Source organism: Streptomyces sp. NPDC002870 (assembly GCF_042888505.1).
Taxonomy (GTDB): domain Bacteria; phylum Actinomycetota; class Actinomycetes; order Streptomycetales; family Streptomycetaceae; genus Streptomyces.
Genome location: NZ_JBIAPW010000001.1, coordinates 1 through 16,995, shown reverse-complemented (window position 1 = coordinate 16,995; position 16,995 = coordinate 1). Strand labels below are relative to the sequence as shown.

Here is a 16,995-nt window from a genome sequence, read left to right as displayed (position 1 = left end):
GGAGAAGGACATCCCGTTCCGGTCTCAGGGTTGCCCACGGGCAGACTCCAGATGGCACGTCGTGGGAAAAGCAGTCTGTTCTACTGCCGATGTGCCGTAGAACCTCGGCCTGCGGATCGGTCGACCTCCGCCATACTGCGGGGATGGCCCTCCATCAGTGGGCGCTCCGGGCACGGATCACAGAGCCCCCACCATGGCCTCGCGCCGGGCCAAGAGGGCAAACCGCGGTTCATGACCTGGCTGGGGGCGGTGGTCAACGACCTCCCGTTACCCCCGACCGCCGCCGTGCAGGCGTGGGAAGAGGTGTTGTGAGGTCGTCTCCATCCTCTTCCAAGGGCGGTAGCTCGATGCTGAAGTGCGGCTCGAGAAACAGATCGTCATGCCGTGGTGCAGTTGGAGAAGCGGCTGAGTCCTGAATGGGTCGGACGGCATCGCGACGGGAAGAAGAAGCAGACATACACAACCGTCCGGAGTTGAGGGGGGCGCGAATCCAAGGCGGAGCCGACGATGTGAACCGGTCTCTGAGCACCCCGCGCGCGACTGTAATTAGACACCATGGCCGACCGCAGGACGTCAGCGCCCGATACCAGCGATCATGTGAGGTGGACCGGGTCAGCTACGCCGCGCTCCGTACGCATGCGACTCGGCCGCGAGAGCCAACCTGGTCGGCCTCGCGCCTACCATCAGCCGGGCTTCGCCCCGGATGCCGCTCACCGCCCTACCGCTGCGGTAGGGCGGTGAGCCATCGGCCGAACTACTGCACTGGCGCCTCAGGGTCGGGCAGCTGGTAGACGCGCTCCAGCTCCACATCTTCGACGCCGTCTGCAGCCTCCAGTGCCGCTAGCGCATCCCTGGCCACCGTTCCCACTGCGGTGCCGATCTCCGGCTGCTCAGACTCGATGATCATTCCGGCGCGTCGGGCGGCCTCAGCAGCTTCGTCGAAGCGGTCGACGTCGAGCCCGACGATGACGCGGACTCGCGACGCCTCGCTGCTCGCGGTGCGTGATTCGCCGCTCACGGACTTCATATCGGCCTCCAAGCTGGTTCGCCATTCTCCTACCCCTAGGGTGCCTGCACCAGTCCCTTGCCCCCGTCAGGTACCGGGAGACCCAGGTCCCGCACGCCCGTGCGAAGCAGGCTCATGATCTCCGAAGCAGTGGCGCCCGGAGTCTGCTCACAGAGCAGTGCGGTGACGCCGGCGACGTGGGGAGTCGCCATGCTGGTACCCGAGAGACGACGGTACCCCCCGCCACGCCAGGCGGACAGGACATCGACCCCCGGTGCCACCAGGTCGATCGCACCACCATTGGGATTGAGGCCGGCACACGAGAACGGAGCGATGGTGTAGTCCTTGGCGATGGCACCCACCGCAAGAATGGAGGGGCAGTTCGCGGGTTGCCCCACAGGCGCCAGAGATCCGGGCCGCATACTCTCGTTGCCCGCGGCGGCCACGATGACCACGCCTCGCTTCAGGGCGCGGCGGGCAGCGCGCTCGTAAATGCGCGAATACCCGGCGCCGAGGGCGACTGCTCCACCCAGGGACATGGATACGACGCGTACAGCCTTCTGGGACACGGCCCAGTTGATTCCTTGGAGGATCTGCCCGTCACTCCCGCGGCCCTGATTGCTCAATACCTTGCCGACGTAGATGTCGGCACCACATGCCACGCCGTAACGCGGCCCACTGGCAGGTCTCTGGGGGCCGCAGGAGGTTCCCACGCAGTGGGTTCCGTGCCCGTGACCGTCTTCGACCGTCTCGCCCGGCACAAAGGATGCTGTTTGTGCGATCCGGCCTGCGAGATCAGGGTGGGAAAGATGGACCCCGGTGTCCAGAATCGCGACGCCGATGCCGGCTCCCGTATGCACCGTCTCGGTCGCCAGGATGGCTTGCAGTCCCCACGTCGCCTGCGTCTCGGCCCATACGGGAGCCGCAGGAGCCGAGGTGAGCGCGGTTCCCTGTTGTCCGTTGCCGCTGGCGCGGCCGACGGCGTCGATCACGCCCTGCCTGTACCCGTCCAGGTACTCGAGGCTTGCCGTGTACGCATGGAGCACCCGCTCCGGCTCGGCAGCCAGAAGACTGGGCGTCGACGCGACGGTCATCTCCAACGCCGAACGCTGATCGGGATCCGCAGCCACGATGGCCACGCCCAGGTCATCCAGCACCACGCTTCCGCCCTGCTCGAAAGCGTGGATTCCGGCGTCGCCACCTGGGATGTGCTCCGCCGAAGAAACTCCCGCACCTGACTCGAGGGCGGCGAGCCCGGACTGGGGGTCGTCCTGGTCGAGGAGGACGAGATATCGCCCGGTGTATTCGGGGCCAGGAGGCTTGGCAATACCTGCATCCGCCATCGCTGCCGCATCGTAGCCGTTGCTCATCATCTACCTCTCTCTGGGACACTCATTTCGGACAATACGAGTGATAAGTCGGTGTCGCCCCAGGGGAGCGGCCATTCGGGCCTCTCCCCGGCCGGCCGGAGGTATCCGACGCCCAGCGGTCCCCCTTCGGGACACCAACGCACCCGCCCCGCGAGAGTTCCAACACCGTACGCACGGGGCCGAGTTGGTGAGCCTGACCGAGCCGACCCGGACCTGGCCGAGCAGTTGGGGAACCGGGCTCGCAGCGGGGGCTCAATCTGGTCGAGGAGAACGGACTACTCAAGGTCCTGTTGAAGCCGGTCCTGGAGGGCGGGGAGACCGCCGACGCCGTTCTCCACGATCTCGTGGCCCCGCATCCCGCAGACCGCGGTCATTCCGACCGGGGCTCATCGGGCGGGTCGGTGGTGGCGGCCGCGTCCCGCAGCGCGTCCAACAGGCCGCGCAGGGCCGGCTGTTCGAGGGTGGTCTCCCGGACGGCGGCCGAGATCACCCGGACCGGCTCGGGGTTGCGGACCGGGCGCACGACGACACCGGGGTGCTGGTTGCGCAGCCCGAGCCGCGGCATCAGACCGACGCCGAGACCGGCCGCGACGAAGCCCTGCGCGGTGGCGTAGTCCTCGCTCTGGATGACGAAGTCGGGGCTGAAGCCGGCCGCCGCGCAGGAGTCGATGACGGGTTCGAGGCAGGGGCCGGGGGGCTCGCTGCCGACCCACTGCTCACCGGACAACTCGTGCAGGTCGATCACCTCCTTGCCGGCGAGCGGATGGCCGAGGGGCAGTACAGCCGCGTACGGGTCGTCGAGGAGGTGGACGAGCCGGAAGCCGTCGCCTGTGCGGTCCTGCGCCTGGACCACCACGGCCAGGTCGGCCCGGCCCCGCGCCACCCCCTGGAACGGGTCCTCCGGGTCGGTGAGTTCGAGGTCGACGCGGACACCGGGGTGCTCGGCGCGGAGTCTGGCCAGGGCGGGCGCCACCAGCGTGGAGCCGGCCGTGGCGAAGTAGCGGACCGACAGCCGGCCGGTGCGTCCGGCGCGGAGGTCGGCGAGCGCGGTCTCCGCCTGGGCCACCGCCGACCCGATCAGCGCCGCGTGCTCGGTGAGCAGCAGCCCGGCCGCCGTGGGGCGCACCCCGCGGCCGACCCGCTCGAGCAGCGCCGTACCGGCCTGCTTCTCCAGCGCCGCCACCTGCTGGCTGACGGCGGACGGGGTGTAGCCCAAGTGGACCGCGGCGGCGGTGACCGTGCCGCTGGTGACCACCGCGCGCAGGACCTGCAGTCGCCTCACATCAAGCATGTAGCTCAGCTTAACAGAATGAGTAGAACCATTTGCTTGTCCTCAAAGCTTAGCTGAGGCACCTTCGTAGGACAGCGCCGGGAAAACCACCGACGAGAATGGGGGAGACGCCATGAGCGACAACAGCGGTACGCGGGGTCCGTGGGGTGGATTGCGGGTGGCCGTGCTCGCCCTGTTGTGGGGCTCGACCTTCCTCTGGACCGAGCTGGCGCTGCGCGGGCTGTCCCCGCTCCAGGTCACGCTCGCGCGCTGTGTCCTCGGTGCGCTCGTCCTCGTCGTCGCCTGCTGTACGACGGGGCACCGGCTGCCGAGGGGCGTCGCCGCCTGGCGGCACATCGTCGTCGCGGCCTTCTTCTGCAACGCCCTGCCGTTCGCCCTGTTCAGCATGGGCCAGCAGACCGTCGACTCCGGGCTCGCGGGCGTCCTGAACGCCACGACCCCCCTCTGGTCGATCACCCTCGGTCTCGCCCTCGGCTCGGAGCGCGGGCTGCGGCCCGTACGGCTGGCGGGTCTTCTGCTCGGCTTCACCGGCACGATCGTCATCTTCGCCCCCTGGCAGACGACCGGGGCCACCGGCTGGGGCGCCCTCGCGATCCTGGGCGCCGCCGCCAGCTACGCCGTCGCGTTCACGTACATGGGCCGCACCCTGGTCCGCAGGGGCACGCCCACGATCTCGCTCTCCGCCGCCCAGCTCGTCGCCGCGAGCGGACTGACCGCCCTCGCGGTGCCGATCGGCGGCCTGGAGTCGATCGACCCCGGCCCGACGGTCCTGGTCGCGGCCGTCGTCCTCAGCGTCTTCTGCACCGCGATCACCTTCCACCTCACCTACCGGATCATCAACGACGAGGGCGCGACCAACGCCGCCGTGGTCGGCTATCTGCTGCCGGTGGTGTCCGTGCTGCTGGGGGCGGTCGTCCTGGGCGAGGACCTCAGCGTCCGGGTGGTGCTGGGGATGACTGTGGTGCTGGTGGGTGTGGCGATGACCCGGAGGCAGGGGGCAGCTGCGGAAGCTGTGGCTGCTGCCGAAGAACCGGCCGTCGAGGAGTCGGCCACCCCCGGGCTCGCCCCGACACCCCGCGAGCCCACGGGGCGACCCGTCTGCGCAGGTCAGTGACGCGCCAACCCCATACACGGAAGCGCTGTCAACTGCCGAGCAGCTTAAGGCTCCGAGCAGACCGTGCGGCCCAGCGAGCTCACGGCGCAGTCGGCGTCGCACTGACACGTCGGGAGCCGGACGTACGCCTGCAGGCGGCCATCGGGCTGATGGGAGGACGGCGGCGAGGCCCGCGCGCACCGGCACCGGCACCGGGCGAGTGTTCTCCTGTAGCAGTCGCTCCGTGTGCGGCGCAAGATGGAGAGTGCTGCTGAAGAGCTCGGCGACGTTGCCTGCGCGCCGTTCCCGCCGCCGCAGGTCGGCCTGCGGCCAGAGTGCCAAGCATGCACCTGACTGCCGGCACACACTTGGGACGAACTCCGGCCCATGTCCGAGCCTGACGGTTCCGGCCAGCAGGAGGTCCGATGGTGGAGGAAGAGTCGCGGCTGCGCGAACTGGCAGTTCGTGTCCGCACCGCTGACGTCGTCGACGCGATGGGGCGATTTCATCGGCACCGATGCCATCTGACCGATCTGAAGAGCCCCACGCCGGATCGCCTGCTCTTCGGTCCGGCCGTCACCATTTCCTATCTGCCCTCGTGCCAGAAGGCTCTGCCGCCCGAGCGCTACAACTTCGCCGAACTCTTCCGCGAGGCCATCCGCGAGGGGGGGCAGGGACGGGTGCTGGTTCTGGCGAGCAACGGGTACCCGGACGCGTCGCTCGGCGGCAAGGTCAAGCTGTCCCCGCTCGCTGTCCACGGGCTCGCCGGAATCCTGACGGACGGTCGCCTGCGTGACTTTGCAGAGCTGCCGGAGTACGAGTTCGCCGCATATTGCAGTGGAGAAGCCGTGCGATGGGGTGGGGACGCCGTCACCCCGTTCGAGGCGAACCGGCCCGCGGTGGTGTCGGGTGTGGCGGTGCGTCCCGGTGACTACGTGTTCGCCGACGCCGCCGGGGCGGCGATCATCCCGGGGGCGGAGGTTCTGGCTGTCCTCGAGGAGGCCGTACACGTGGTGAGCGACGAAGCACGCTACGTAGAAAAGAATCGCCGGGAGGGCGATCGTGGAGACGACGGTGCGCCGAAGGAGTAGCCGCCGGCAAACCCGCCCTGACGGGCAGCAACGGCATCCACGTCACACGGCCGCCCACCCACCCGCTCATCGGTGTTCGGGATTCGGATAGTCGAAGCGGGCTCCCGCGTCCCACTCGGCGCGCTGGTTTCCGTGAGCGGGGATGCCGTCGGCCCGCTTGAGAATGGCGGCGAGATGCATCAAGTTCCAGGCCATAAAGGTGGTGTTGCGATTGGTGAAATCGTTCTCCGGCCCGCCCGATCCGGGGTCGAGATACGAAGGTCCGGGCCCGGCCTCACCGACCCAGCCCGCGTCCGCCTGCGGTGGAATGGTGTACCCGAGATGCTGGAGGCTGTACAGGACGTTCATGGCGCAGTGCTTCACTCCGTCTTCGTTGCCCGTGATCAGGCACCCACCGACCCGCCCGTAGTACGCGTACTGGCCGCGGTCGTTGAGCAGTGCCGAGCACGCGTACAGCCGCTCGACGACCTGTTTCATGACGGAGCTGTTGTCACCCAGCCAGATCGGCCCCGCCAGCACGAGGATGTCGGACGCGATCACCCGCTCGTACAGGGCCGGCCACTCGTCGCTCTCCCACCCGTGCTCGGTCATGTCCGGCCATACGCCGGTCGCGATGTCGTGATCGACAGCTCGTACGACGTCGACCTGGACTCCCTGTGCCTCCATCACCGCCCGGCTCTTGTCGATGAGTCCTTGGGTGTTGCTCACCTCGGGCGATCGCTTGAGGGTGCAGTTGACGACGAGGGCGCGGAGGTCGTCGTAGCGGTCGAGCAGCGAATCGGCAGTCGGCGGCTGGGCGGTCACGGAGCGCTCCTGGATTCTGCCACCGTGCCGTCACGGCGGTGCAACGCCGTCCATGGTGCTGGCCAAGTGCCTTCTGCGGCGGCTGCGGCACGGGGTGCGACCGACGACCACACCACCAGCCCAACGGCGCGGCAAGGCCGCCGGCTGTCCACCTTCGGCGTCGGCGACCACAGGGGGGTCTGTGAGAACTGGTCAAGTTGCCTGTGTCGCAGCGCAATGATTGTGTCTTTGTGTGGACATGCGCGTGGGGCGGCAACCGATGTGAAACTCCCTCGTGATCAGGGATCGGTCACGACGAAACCCTCCGCAGAATGTTCCTTTCGGTCGGTAAGGGTTTTCCACGAGCGCCGGTTGTGGGGAAATCGAGCGTGCATGTGCTCTCCCCCCAGGGCATGGCGATCATCCTCCGACGTCAACCCAGGCCCGAATGATCTGTGCGCTTCCACTGGAAATCTCCGTCACAGAGAGGACCTGCCATGCAAGCCATCACTGTTCGGGACCGTGCCGCCGGCCTCGGTGGACTCTCTCTGATGGAAATGCCCTACCCCCACGCCGCCGAGAACGACGTCGTCGTGCAGGTCCATGCCGCGGGGTTCACCCGCGGGGAGCTCGACTGGCCGGGGACGTGGACCGACCGCGCCGGCAACGACCGGACCCCGAGCGTGCCCGGACATGAACTGTCGGGTGTCGTCGCCGAGCTCGGTTACGGAACGACCGGGCTCACCGTCGGCCAGCGGGTGTTCGGACTGACCGACTGGACCCGCAACGGCGCACTGGCCGAGTACACGGCGGTGGAGGCCCGCAACCTCGCTCCGCTCCCGTCGGACGTCGACCACGTCATGGCCGCCGCGCTGCCGATCTCCGGGCTGACTGCGTGGCAGGGCCTGTTCGACCACGGCCGCCTCACAACGGGCCGGACCGTCCTGATCCACGGCGCCGCGGGCGGCGTCGGGTCGATCGCGGTGCAGCTCGCGCGCGATGCGGGAGCCCGGGTGATCGGCACCGGCCGTGCCGCCGGCAGAGACGTGGCACTGGGTCTGGGCGTGGATGTCTTCCTGGACCTGCAGACCGACCGAGTGGAGGACGCCGGCGAGGTCGACGTGGTGTTCGACGCGATCGGCGGCGAAGTCCTCGACCGGTCGGCCCCGCTGGTACGCGCTGGTGGCACGCTCGTCGCCGTCGCGATGCCACCCACGGTCCAGCCCAAGGACGGGTGGGCTGTCTTCTTCGTGGTCGAACCCGATCGCGTCCGGCTCATGGACCTCGCCCGGCGGCTCCGAGACGGACGGCTCAAGCCGATCGTCGGGGCCGTGCGGCCGCTCGCCGAAGCGCCCGACGCGTTCGCCCCTGACCGGCGCACCCGCGGCAAGACGATCATCCGTGTCGCCGAAGGCTGAGTCACCGACAGCCATCTCGGCCATCTGTTTACCGACGGCCCCGGGTCTGCGGGCGGACTGCGCTATTGCATCAACTCCGCTTCCCTGCGCTTCATTCACCTCGACGACCTGGAGCGTGAGAGCTACGGGGCCTATGCCCGGCTGTTCGGGACACCGCAGAAGAACGCATCAACGTGACCCGATCCCGGGGGACTTACCGGTGACAGCGGCGGCGATCCTTTCCCGCCGCGGCGCACACTCTCATCTCCTGCTCACTGGTCGTCCAGGGGAATGGCAAGCGCCGCGGTGCCGCTCATGTCGAGCCAGACCTCTCCATTGCCGTGGACCATGCGGATCATGACCTCCCCGCATCCCGGGCAGCGGGCGACGCGGCCGGGGGCGCGGTCGTACACATGTAGCCCGCCGACGGGACCCGTGCGGCTGCAGTGCGCACACCGGCTGGACGCGGCGGTGACATCGACCGCGAAAATCTCGGAGAGGGGCCCTGCGAGCGCGTTGCCGTCCGTATAGGTGGGCTCGCTGAATGCGTGGCCGTCTGGAACCGTCATGTCACCCTCCGCTAGCCGAATCGTTCTGTACGGACGCGATCAGGGGAATGGCCGAGAAGTACCAGGTAGTCGGCGGCCTTCTCGACGAAACCGGTGGGGCCGCAGACGTAGCAGGCCGGCTCGAGCTCCGGGGGCCAGCCGTTTCTCGCCAGGTCCTCCGGTGCTAGTCGGCCCGCCGGCCGACGCCATCCGTCAGGTGTCACCCGGGTATAGATGTACGACGTGTCCAACCCGGGCGCCCCCTTACGCAGCTCGGCGGCGTAGAGAAGGTCCGCCGGACCCCGTAGGGAGTACAGCAGGCGGAACGGGACGCGGCTGCCGGCCGACTCCCTGGTGCGGACCATGGACATCAGCGGCACGATTCCGGAGCCGCCTGCCACCAGCAGAACCGGCTCCGGCTGCTCGGGCTGCCACACGAACCAGCCGCCAACGGGGCCGCGGATCTCTACGAGGCCCCCGACCAGGAGATGGTCCACCAGATAGGGCGAGACCTCCCCACCGGTCACGCACTGGACGGTGAGCTCCACATGCTCGCCGTTCGACACCGACGCGATCGAGTAGCTGCGCTGCGTGCTGTACCCGTCCTCCGCCGTCAGCCGGACATCGACGTGCTGGCCGGCCAGGTGGCCGGGCCAGTCCGGCACGCTCAGGACGAGCGTGGTGGCCGTTGCCGACTCCGTACGCCGGTCCGCCACCTGAGCGGTTCTCCAGCGAAGACGTTCACCTAGTCGCCCCGGTATCGCTGCTCTTGCCATGGGTCTCCGTAGTTGTGGTAGCCGGCGCTTTCCCAAAAACCTGGTTCGTCGTCCAGGCGAAGCTCGATCGTGCGTACCCATTTCGCGGACTTCCACAGGTACAGATGGGGAACGAGAAGCCGGGCCGGGCCGCCATGCTCGGGCGCCAACTCCTGGCCGTCGTAGTCGTGCACGATCCATGCCTTGCCGTCGAGGAGGTCCTCCAGCGGGATGTTGGTGGTGTAGCCGCCGTAGGAGTGGACGAGGGCGAAGTCCGCCGCCGTCTCGACATCTTCGAGCAGGACGTCCAAGGACACGCCCCGCCATTCGGTGTCGTACTTCGACCACTTGGTCACGCAGTGCAGGTCGACCGTGGGAGTCTCCGTCGGCAGCGCCTGCAGGGCCGCCCAGTCCCAGCTGTGGCGCCGCCCGTCCTCCGTGACGACCGCAAGCTCCCAGTCCTCCTGCGGCACATGGGGGGTCGGGCCGGCGGAAAGCACCGGAAAGTCGAACGTCTCGTACTGGCCGGGCGGAAGCTTCTTGCCGTCGGCGGGCCGCCGGCCGTGGAATCCCGGCGAAATGATGGGCATACGCGCATAACCTTCCTCAGCGCAACACTCTGAGGGCAAGGGGGCTCCCTCGTCCTGAAGACCCATATCCAGCATGCCCCTACGTACGACAATTGCTCCACTTGGGCACTGTCGCATCGAAGCGGGCAGGACCGGGAGCGGGCCGATCGTGCCGGGCCCAGCCTTCGAACCGGCCGGGGTGCGGTGTCGGCTTGGCACGACTGGACGTCGTCAGCGCAGGGGCCTGAATGCGGCCCGCACCTCGGCGGAGAAGAGCTCCGGCTCCTCCCAGGCAGCGAAGTGGCCGCCGCTGCCGACCTCGTTGAAGTACGCGGGGCTCGGGTAGACACTCTCCACCCAGCTGCGCGGGGCGGCCCAGATCTCGCCGGGGAACGTCGTGAAGCCGACCGGAACCGACACCGGCGGAGGAGCCTGGCCGGCCGCGATCTCGCGTCCGAACTCCCAGTACCACCGGGCCGCCGAGGCGCCGGTGCCCGTCAGCCAATACATCATGATGTTGTCGATGATGTTGTCCCGGGTCAGATTGCCCACGGGCTCGCGGTCGACGAACGCGCGGGAGATCTTGTAGTAGCTGTCCGTGTCGTGGTCCAGCATCCAGGCAGCCAGCCCGACGGGTGAATCCAGCAGGGAGTAGCCGATCGTCTGCGGCCGGGTGGTCTGCTCCAGGAAGTAGCCGAAGCCGTCCGTCATGAACGCGTTCAGCGCGTCGAACGCCGCGCGTTCCTGCTCGGACTCCATCGGCAGTTGGTCCTTGATCGCGATCGCCCCGGCGAGCAGGTTCACGTGGATGCCGAGCAGCCCCGCGGGTGCCTGGCGGCCCATCGCGTCGGTGACGGCTGCGCCCACGTCGCCCCCCTGGGCGACGTAGCGCGGGTACTCCAGGCGGTTCATCAGCTCCGTCCACGCGCTCGCGATGCGCCCGTTCCCCCAGCCGAGCTCGGTCGGCTCGCCCGAGAAGCCGTAGCCGGGCAGGGACGGCAGCACCAGGTGGAATGCGTCCTCGGCGGAGCCGCCGTGAGCGGTCGGGTCGGTCAGCGGGCCGACGGTCTCCAGCAGCTCGACGACCGAGCCGGGCCAGCCGTGCGTCATGATCAGCGGCAACGCGCTCTCATGCGGCGACCTGACGTGGATGAAGTGGATCTCGACCCCGTCGATCTCGGTCGTGAACTGCGGCAGTGCGTCCAGTCTCGCCTCGCACCTGCGCCAGTCGTACTCGAGCATCCAGTAGCGGGAGAGCGCCTGAAGCGTTGCCAGTTGCACTCCTTGGGAGCGGTCGGTGACAAGCTCCTTGGAAGGCCAGCGCGTCGCCTCGACCCGGCGGCGCAGCTCGGTGAGCTGGTTCTCCGGAACCTCGATCCGGAACGGGCAGATGTCTGTTCCTTCGGTCGTGACGGGCATAACGCCGCTCCTCGGTTGCCGACGGGCGGAAAGACCCGCGCTCTTGTCCGCGCGCGCCCGTGAACACCTCTGGTCCACTTTCCACTCTGCGCTTGGTCAGGGACCCTCGCCACACTGCTCGGGCTGAAGTACCTCGCCAAGCGGTGCAGCAGGCGGCCGGTGATCTCCTGCCTTCAGGGATGGGCCTGGCCGTCGTGTACGCCCATGCGGCGAGCTACGGCGATCTCTGGTCAGTAGGTGCCCGGCTTCGGCACGACGGCGAACTGCTGGGGGAGATCAGAGCCCCCGTGCGCTCCCCCGAGCAGGCGGCGGCTGCCGCAGAGCAGTGGCTGCGCGAGCACTGCACCGAAGGCAGCTTGCAGCTGGTCCGAGTCGAGAATCTGCACGCGGCAGTACCTGAGGATCAGCGTCAGCGCCTCACCTTGGTGCGCTTCGTGATCGGCCGCGTCACTGCATCCGATGTAGCCGGCTGGCTGGAGCGAGCCCCGAAGGACGACGGCGCGGACGAGCGACAGGGCCAGGAAGCCGCGTAGGAACACGCGGCTGAGGCGTGTCGTTGCCGCCGGTGTCCACACATTGACGCCGGCCACCCGGTCGAGGAGGAAGTCGAGTACCGTGCCGACGAGGATCGCGGTCCCGAGCCCCAGCAAGAGGGAGCGGCAGTTCCAGGACCAGCGGCCCCGCACTGCCGGGGTGATTCGTTCTCGCAGCCGGAACACGTGGGCCGTTCGCCCGCAGGGCAGGCGCGGCAAGGCCGGTCAACTCCGCGCCCTCGAAGAGGACCGATCCGCCGACCCGGGCATCGCGGAGGTCCACCGTGCCCTGCGCCACGAAGCCGTCACGGCAGTTGAAGTTTCCGCCGTCATGAACGCGTTCGGCCTTCAGCGCCGTGCCGGCCGGATGGTGCAGCCGGGCCCGCTTCAGCACGACGGTGCCGCGCACCGTGGTGTCCCTGAGATCGACGCACCCCTGCACGACGAGCCCCTGACCCGCTTGGATGTCGCCGCCGACCGTGGCGCAGAGCAACTGCAGCGCCGGTTCGCCTCGCCTCTCGCCCGTGCCGGTCAGGGTGCTGTCCTCCAGGTGCAGAGATCCGCCGATCGAGGCCCCGTAAAGGTTGATCCCTCCGTCGTTCGCGAAGCCACGGTCGAGATAGAGGCCGCCGCCCACAGTGAGTTCAGGGGCCTGGAGGTAGGCTCGGTCGCCGCGGATCCGCGCGCCGCGAAAGCCGAGAGCATCCTGCACCCGGGAGCTGTTGAGATAGATCGGCCCACTGCAGTCCAGTTGAGCCGCCGAGAAGTCTTCCTCGACGGCGAGTGATTGCGCGTCGATAGCGGCCTGATCATCAGGGGCAACCACCGTCGAGCGGTCGAGTAAGAGACAGGTGCCGACGCTCAATGAGCGCAAATCCAGTGTGCCGTCGAGCGCACAGCCCACGATTTCGCACTCCTGGCCGACCCGCGCCCCCACCGCGGTCAGTCCCGGCAGGCCACAGTCCGTCAGCTCCAGCACGCTGAATTGACCGCCGTCGAAGCAAGGTGCCTCGTCGAAGCGGCAGGCACGTAGGCGTATCGCGCCCTGGACGACCACCTCAGACAGATCCAGCACGCCGGTAATGTGCGCGCCGCGCAGCCTGAGCCGGGCCAGCCTCCCCCGCACAGGGCGAGGCGCGGCGACGAGCAGCCACCGCAAGACCTCAGCGCGGACCACCGGCACGTCCTCGCACGACTCGCCGCGCCGGTACGCCTCCCACATCCGTCGCTCGTGCACCTCCCAGCCGTCTGGCGGGCTCTCGTCCGACACCCTGCTGTCCCCCTCACCTCGCCGGCAGCGAAGCACCGCATTGCTACCCGACCCGCATCGAGATCACGCGTGTGGTTTCGTTTACGGATCACGACGGCGATTGTTCAGCACTCTGGGAGGCGCCCGCCCGGGGCCGAGGTCGATGTTCACGAGAACGGACAGCACCCGTCCAATGACTCCCCGCCCGGGCCTTCCTGGGCCTCGGTACCCGTAGTAGCCGTTGTTCGACCGGTCGGTATTCGGCCTGGTGACAGCTGCAGTTCCCGGCGGACACGCAAGGCAGACCGGCCGGGTCCTCGGTCCCTGAGTATCGGTGGACCTTTCGCCTCGCCTGCGACGCACGCACGTGGTGCGATGAAACAGGGGGTCGGGAAGGAGAGAACGATGATCCCACCGGCAGGGGAGCGCAAGAGTGGCACGGGCCCTGTGTCGGTCCGCCCGCTGGGTGAGGCGGACCTGGATCGGGCCGACGAGATCTTCAGGGTCGCCTTCGGGACGTTCCTCGGAGCTCCCGAGCCGAAGACGTTCTTTGGGACCGCCGACTACGTCCGCACTCGCTGGGCGGCCGATCCACAGGCGGCCTTCGCAGCGACGGTCGAGGGCGAAGTCGCCGGATCGAACTTCGCCGTCAACTGGGGCAGCGTCGGGTACTTCGGTCCGCTGACCGTGCGTCCGGACCTGTGGGACCAGGGCGTCGGCAGGCGCCTCATGGAGCCGGTCATGGACTGCTTCGACACCTGGGAGAACCGCCACCTGGGCCTGTTCACCTTCTCGCACAGTCCCAAGCACCTTGAGCTCTACCGCCGTTACGGTTTCTGGCCCCGATTCCTCACAGCCATCATGAAGAAGCAGGTCGCAGGCAGTGCCGCAGTCCCCGGCCGAGTGCTGTACGGCCAGCTGCCCGCCGCCGAGCAGCCCGACGCCCTGACCCTCTGTCGCGCACTGACGGGGGCCGTGTACGAGGGCCTGAGCCTGGAACGCGAGATCGTGGCCACGCGCGCGCAGGGGCTCGGTGACACCATTCTGCTCCAGGGCGCCGGCTCAGAGCTCGATGGCTTGGCCGTCTGCCATTGCGGAGCCGGGTCGGAGGCCGGCGAGGACGTGTGCTTCGTCAAGTTCGGAGCCGTACGCCCTGGCCCGGAGGCCGCCAACCGGTTCGAACGACTGCTTGGCGCGTGCGAGCAGCTGGCCGCCGAGCGCGGACTGGGTCAACTCGACGCCGGGATGAACCTGGGCCGCCCGGATGCCTACCGTCGAATGGTCGACCGCGGTTTCCGCACCTGGTTGCAGGGCGTGACCATGCACAGGCCCAACGAACCCGGCTACAGCCACCCCGACGCCTACGTGATCGACGACTGGCGCTGAGACCCCGCCACACGCGGCCCGCGAGGAAGGCCCGGTGCTGCCCGAACCCGTGAACATTCCGCGTCGGCGCCGACGGCCAGACACCTCCCGGACCACTGTCGAAGTGCAGTCCCTTCTCATGGACAGAGCCACGCGTGCGAGGGACAGCCCGAGAGCCTGGTGCCGAGCCGCCTGGCCCCAGAAATGGGCTCAGGCGAATATCAACCGCCATACGCAGCTGGACGTCCGCGGGCGGTCGCCACCACCGTTATCAACCAGCGGCCCGTCGCCATCACCGGAAACTACGACGAAGCGGCCCGCGTGTGGGACCTCACCACCGGCCGCACCACCGCCACCCTCACCGGGCACACCTACGGCGTACACGCGGTCGTCACCACCGCATACGTAACCGGCCCGTCGCCATCACTGGCAGCGGCGACGGCACCGCACGCGTCTGGGACCTCACCACCGGCCGCACCACCGCCACCCTCACCGGGCACACCGGCCCCGTACTGACGGTCGCCACCGCTCACCTCGGCAACCGCCCCGTCGCCATCACCACCAGCATCGACGACGCTGCACGCGTCTGGGACCTCACCACAGCGTCCTGTCTGACCGTGATCGACCTGCCCGCCAGTCCCCACTGCGCGGAGTTCCCCCCCGACGGCACCGTCGTCCTCGGCATGGACCACGAGGTCGTCGTCCTCACCTTGGAACCGCTCCTCAGGAGACTCCGTTGACCCACCCTGCGTCCCCGCCTCTGCCCGTGGTCGCCGTCCATGGCGTGGGGTACCACGTCCCCCGCGCCTCGACCGACGATGTACGCGCCACGCAGATCCTGTACTGGACACGCCACATCACCGACGGGCTCGGGCTTGAGCCGAACCGCCTCGACCTCGACTTCGCCTATTACGCGCCCTTCCTCAACACGGGTCCCACTACCCAAGGGTCGGCCGACCCCGACACCTTGGACGACCCGCTCGCCCGGGAGCTGCTGACGGCATGGCTAAAGGAGTTGGGAGCCCCCGAGCCTGTCGCCATGGGCACGCTGACCTCACCTCTCCGTCACACGGCCGCGTGGGTGGCCGAGAGATTCAGCCTCGACGGCCGGCTGACCCAGCTCTTCATCCGACTGTTCTTCCGCGAAGTAGCCACGTATCTACGCACCGACGACGGCCCTGTGCGGCTGTCAGCCCGCGAGGAGGTCGCCGCGCGCATCGCCCGTCACCGGCCTCGGGTAGTCATCGCCCACTCCCTGGGCACGGTCGTCACCTACGAGGCCCTCCACGCCCACCCCGAGCTGCAGGTGGAATTGCTGCTCACCCTGGGCTCCCCGCTCGCCCTCCCGCACGCCGTATTCCACCGGCTCGTTCCGCGCCCCGGTGGCCCCGCCGACGGCTCACAGCCCCCGTTCGGCATCCGCCCGCCCGGTGTCGCCCGCTGGGTGAACATCGCGGACCCCGGCGACCCGGTGGCCATCCCGCCCCGCCTCGCCCGCGCCTTCACCGGCATCGCGCTGGACCTGACCGACTCGATCCACGCCACGTACGGGTTCCACCACGCCAAGAACTACCTCTCCTGCGCGGCCACCGCCGCCACGCTGGGCCCCTACCTGGACCTCTGACACCTCCTAGTACTCCAGTTGTGCTTCTCCATTTGTCCTGGTCAGCGTGCCTGTTTCGAGTCTAGTGGGCTGACGCTGCATCAGGGCGGTGGTGGTTCGTGACCCACCCGATCGGGGTGCGTTGAGCCTGCTATGGAGCCGGATATCGAAGCAGGGCTGTGGGCCACCGAGTTGGAGTCGTTGCTGCTGCGGGTGGGTCAGCGGTTCGGGCGCATCGAGCCACGACGTCGGATGCAGGACTACGTGCGCGGGCTGCTCGGCCCGGTGGGCCGGAAGAACAGCTGGCAGCTCGCCGAGCACGCAGGCCATGCCACCCCGTACGGCCTGCAGCGGCTGCTGTCGTGGTGCCAGTGGGATCCAGACGAGATCCGTGACGACCTGCAGGACTACGTGGCCGAGCGGCTCGGCCGACCGGACGGTGTGCTGATCGTGGACGACACCGGCTTCCTGAAGAAAGGCACCGTCTCAGCCGGGGTGCAGCGCCAATACTCGGGGACGGCCGGACGCACCGAGAACTGCCAGATCGGCGTGTTCGCCGCCTATACCTCGGCGAAGGGGCGGGCACTGGTGGACCGGGAGCTGTATCTGCCCAAGTCCTGGACCGATGACCCGGATCGGTGCCGCACGGCGAGAATTCCTGAGGACAGGTCCTTTGCGACGAAGCCCGAACTGGCGCGTGCGATGGTGTTGAGGGCGCTCGGCTCCGCGCTGCCGATCGCCTGGGTGACCGCTGATGCGGCCTACGGGCAGGAACGGGGCTTCCGGCGGATGCTGGAGGAGGCCGGTGTGGGCTATGTCCTGGCGGTTCCCAAGTCGCAGCAGGTCAAGTCGACTGCGGGGAGTTGGCGCATCGACCATGTTCTGACCGGTGCTCCGGACGACGCCTGGGAGCGGATCTCGTG

At 68.6% G+C, this 16,995-nt stretch carries 17 protein-coding genes and 1 pseudogene; 8 read left to right on the top strand and 10 right to left on the bottom strand.

Translation table 11 applies throughout. The features are described 5' to 3' along the window. Nucleotides 1-754: 754 nt before the first annotated feature. The 3 genes from ACFYWY_RS00090 to ACFYWY_RS00080 all read right to left on the bottom strand — a co-directional run bounded on the left by ACFYWY_RS00090 (nucleotide 755) and on the right by ACFYWY_RS00080 (nucleotide 3,667). Entirely contained in the window at nucleotides 755-1,027 is a 273-nt protein-coding gene (locus ACFYWY_RS00090) for a hypothetical protein (protein WP_389177129.1), read from the bottom strand. A 35-nt stretch (nucleotides 1,028-1,062) separates the two neighbouring features. Further along, nucleotides 1,063-2,379, bottom strand: coding sequence for a S8 family serine peptidase (locus ACFYWY_RS00085; RefSeq protein ID WP_389177126.1), 1,317 nt, complete (start codon nucleotides 2,377-2,379; stop codon nucleotides 1,063-1,065). Nucleotides 2,380-2,746: 367 nt separating this feature from the next. Further along, nucleotides 2,747-3,667, bottom strand: coding sequence for a LysR family transcriptional regulator (locus ACFYWY_RS00080; RefSeq protein WP_389177123.1), 921 nt, complete (start codon nucleotides 3,665-3,667; stop codon nucleotides 2,747-2,749). A gap of 112 nt (nucleotides 3,668-3,779) precedes the next feature. On the opposite strand from ACFYWY_RS00080, the gene ACFYWY_RS00075 reads away from it, so the two are divergent. Together ACFYWY_RS00075 and ACFYWY_RS00070 are read left to right on the top strand one after the other, a co-directional pair. Next, nucleotides 3,780-4,781 (top strand): DMT family transporter, encoded by a 1,002-nt coding sequence (locus tag ACFYWY_RS00075; protein WP_389177120.1) that lies wholly within the window; start codon nucleotides 3,780-3,782, stop codon nucleotides 4,779-4,781. A 404-nt stretch (nucleotides 4,782-5,185) separates the two neighbouring features. Continuing rightward, nucleotides 5,186-5,851 carry an RraA family protein gene (locus ACFYWY_RS00070; protein ID WP_389177118.1) on the top strand — a complete coding sequence of 222 codons (666 nt, stop codon included), beginning with the start codon at nucleotides 5,186-5,188 and terminating at the stop codon, nucleotides 5,849-5,851. 66 nt (nucleotides 5,852-5,917) lie between these two features. On the opposite strand, the gene ACFYWY_RS00065 is transcribed toward ACFYWY_RS00070, so the two are convergent. Beyond that, complete coding sequence (locus ACFYWY_RS00065; protein ID WP_389177115.1) at nucleotides 5,918-6,655, bottom strand: flavodoxin family protein; 738 nt, start codon at nucleotides 6,653-6,655, stop codon at nucleotides 5,918-5,920. A gap of 476 nt (nucleotides 6,656-7,131) precedes the next feature. On the opposite strand from ACFYWY_RS00065, the gene ACFYWY_RS00060 reads away from it, so the two are divergent. Continuing rightward, entirely contained in the window at nucleotides 7,132-8,052 is a 921-nt protein-coding gene (locus tag ACFYWY_RS00060) for an NADP-dependent oxidoreductase (RefSeq protein ID WP_389177112.1), read from the top strand. 6 nt (nucleotides 8,053-8,058) lie between these two features. Next, nucleotides 8,059-8,229 (top strand): annotated as a pseudogene (locus tag ACFYWY_RS00055) (peptide-methionine (R)-S-oxide reductase); the annotation flags it as partial. Nucleotides 8,230-8,303: 74 nt separating this feature from the next. Here ACFYWY_RS00055 and ACFYWY_RS00050 read toward each other — a convergent pair. The 6 genes from ACFYWY_RS00050 to ACFYWY_RS00025 all read right to left on the bottom strand — a co-directional run bounded on the left by ACFYWY_RS00050 (nucleotide 8,304) and on the right by ACFYWY_RS00025 (nucleotide 13,125). Beyond that, on the bottom strand, nucleotides 8,304-8,600 hold the full coding sequence (locus ACFYWY_RS00050) for a DUF6510 family protein (protein WP_389177109.1): 297 nt from the start codon (nucleotides 8,598-8,600) through the stop codon (nucleotides 8,304-8,306). Between the two features lie 11 nt (nucleotides 8,601-8,611). Next, nucleotides 8,612-9,355: a ferredoxin reductase gene (locus tag ACFYWY_RS00045; protein WP_389177106.1), complete on the bottom strand. Its 744-nt coding sequence runs from the start codon at nucleotides 9,353-9,355 to the stop codon at nucleotides 8,612-8,614. Further along, on the bottom strand, nucleotides 9,325-9,924 hold the full coding sequence (locus ACFYWY_RS00040; protein ID WP_389177103.1) for a molybdopterin-dependent oxidoreductase: 600 nt from the start codon (nucleotides 9,922-9,924) through the stop codon (nucleotides 9,325-9,327). Before ACFYWY_RS00040 ends, ACFYWY_RS00045 begins: the two co-directional genes overlap by 31 nt. 210 nt (nucleotides 9,925-10,134) lie before the next feature. Continuing rightward, nucleotides 10,135-11,322: an epoxide hydrolase family protein gene (locus ACFYWY_RS00035; protein ID WP_389177100.1), complete on the bottom strand. Its 1,188-nt coding sequence runs from the start codon at nucleotides 11,320-11,322 to the stop codon at nucleotides 10,135-10,137. Nucleotides 11,323-11,552: 230 nt separating this feature from the next. Then, nucleotides 11,553-11,708 (bottom strand): hypothetical protein, encoded by a 156-nt coding sequence (locus ACFYWY_RS00030; RefSeq protein ID WP_389177097.1) that lies wholly within the window; start codon nucleotides 11,706-11,708, stop codon nucleotides 11,553-11,555. A 61-nt stretch (nucleotides 11,709-11,769) separates the two neighbouring features. After that, the gene (locus ACFYWY_RS00025) at nucleotides 11,770-13,125 is read right to left on the bottom strand and encodes a hypothetical protein (RefSeq protein WP_389177094.1); all 1,356 of its coding nucleotides are present in this window, start codon (nucleotides 13,123-13,125) and stop codon (nucleotides 11,770-11,772) included. 384 nt (nucleotides 13,126-13,509) lie between these two features. Between ACFYWY_RS00025 and ACFYWY_RS00020 the strand changes: the two genes are divergently transcribed. The 4 genes from ACFYWY_RS00020 to ACFYWY_RS00005 all read left to right on the top strand — a co-directional run. After that, nucleotides 13,510-14,490, top strand: a complete 981-nt coding sequence (locus ACFYWY_RS00020) for a GNAT family N-acetyltransferase (RefSeq protein ID WP_389177092.1) — start codon at nucleotides 13,510-13,512, stop codon at nucleotides 14,488-14,490. Between the two features lie 302 nt (nucleotides 14,491-14,792). After that, on the top strand, nucleotides 14,793-15,209 hold the full coding sequence (locus tag ACFYWY_RS00015; protein WP_389177089.1) for a hypothetical protein: 417 nt from the start codon (nucleotides 14,793-14,795) through the stop codon (nucleotides 15,207-15,209). Beyond that, nucleotides 15,206-16,093 carry a serine peptidase gene (locus ACFYWY_RS00010; protein ID WP_389177086.1) on the top strand — a complete coding sequence of 296 codons (888 nt, stop codon included), beginning with the start codon at nucleotides 15,206-15,208 and terminating at the stop codon, nucleotides 16,091-16,093. The genes ACFYWY_RS00015 and ACFYWY_RS00010 overlap by 4 nt, the downstream gene beginning before the upstream one ends. Before the next feature lie 132 nt (nucleotides 16,094-16,225). Next, a partial coding sequence (locus ACFYWY_RS00005) for an IS701 family transposase (protein ID WP_389177083.1) occupies nucleotides 16,226-16,995 on the top strand: 770 nt, incomplete at its 3' end.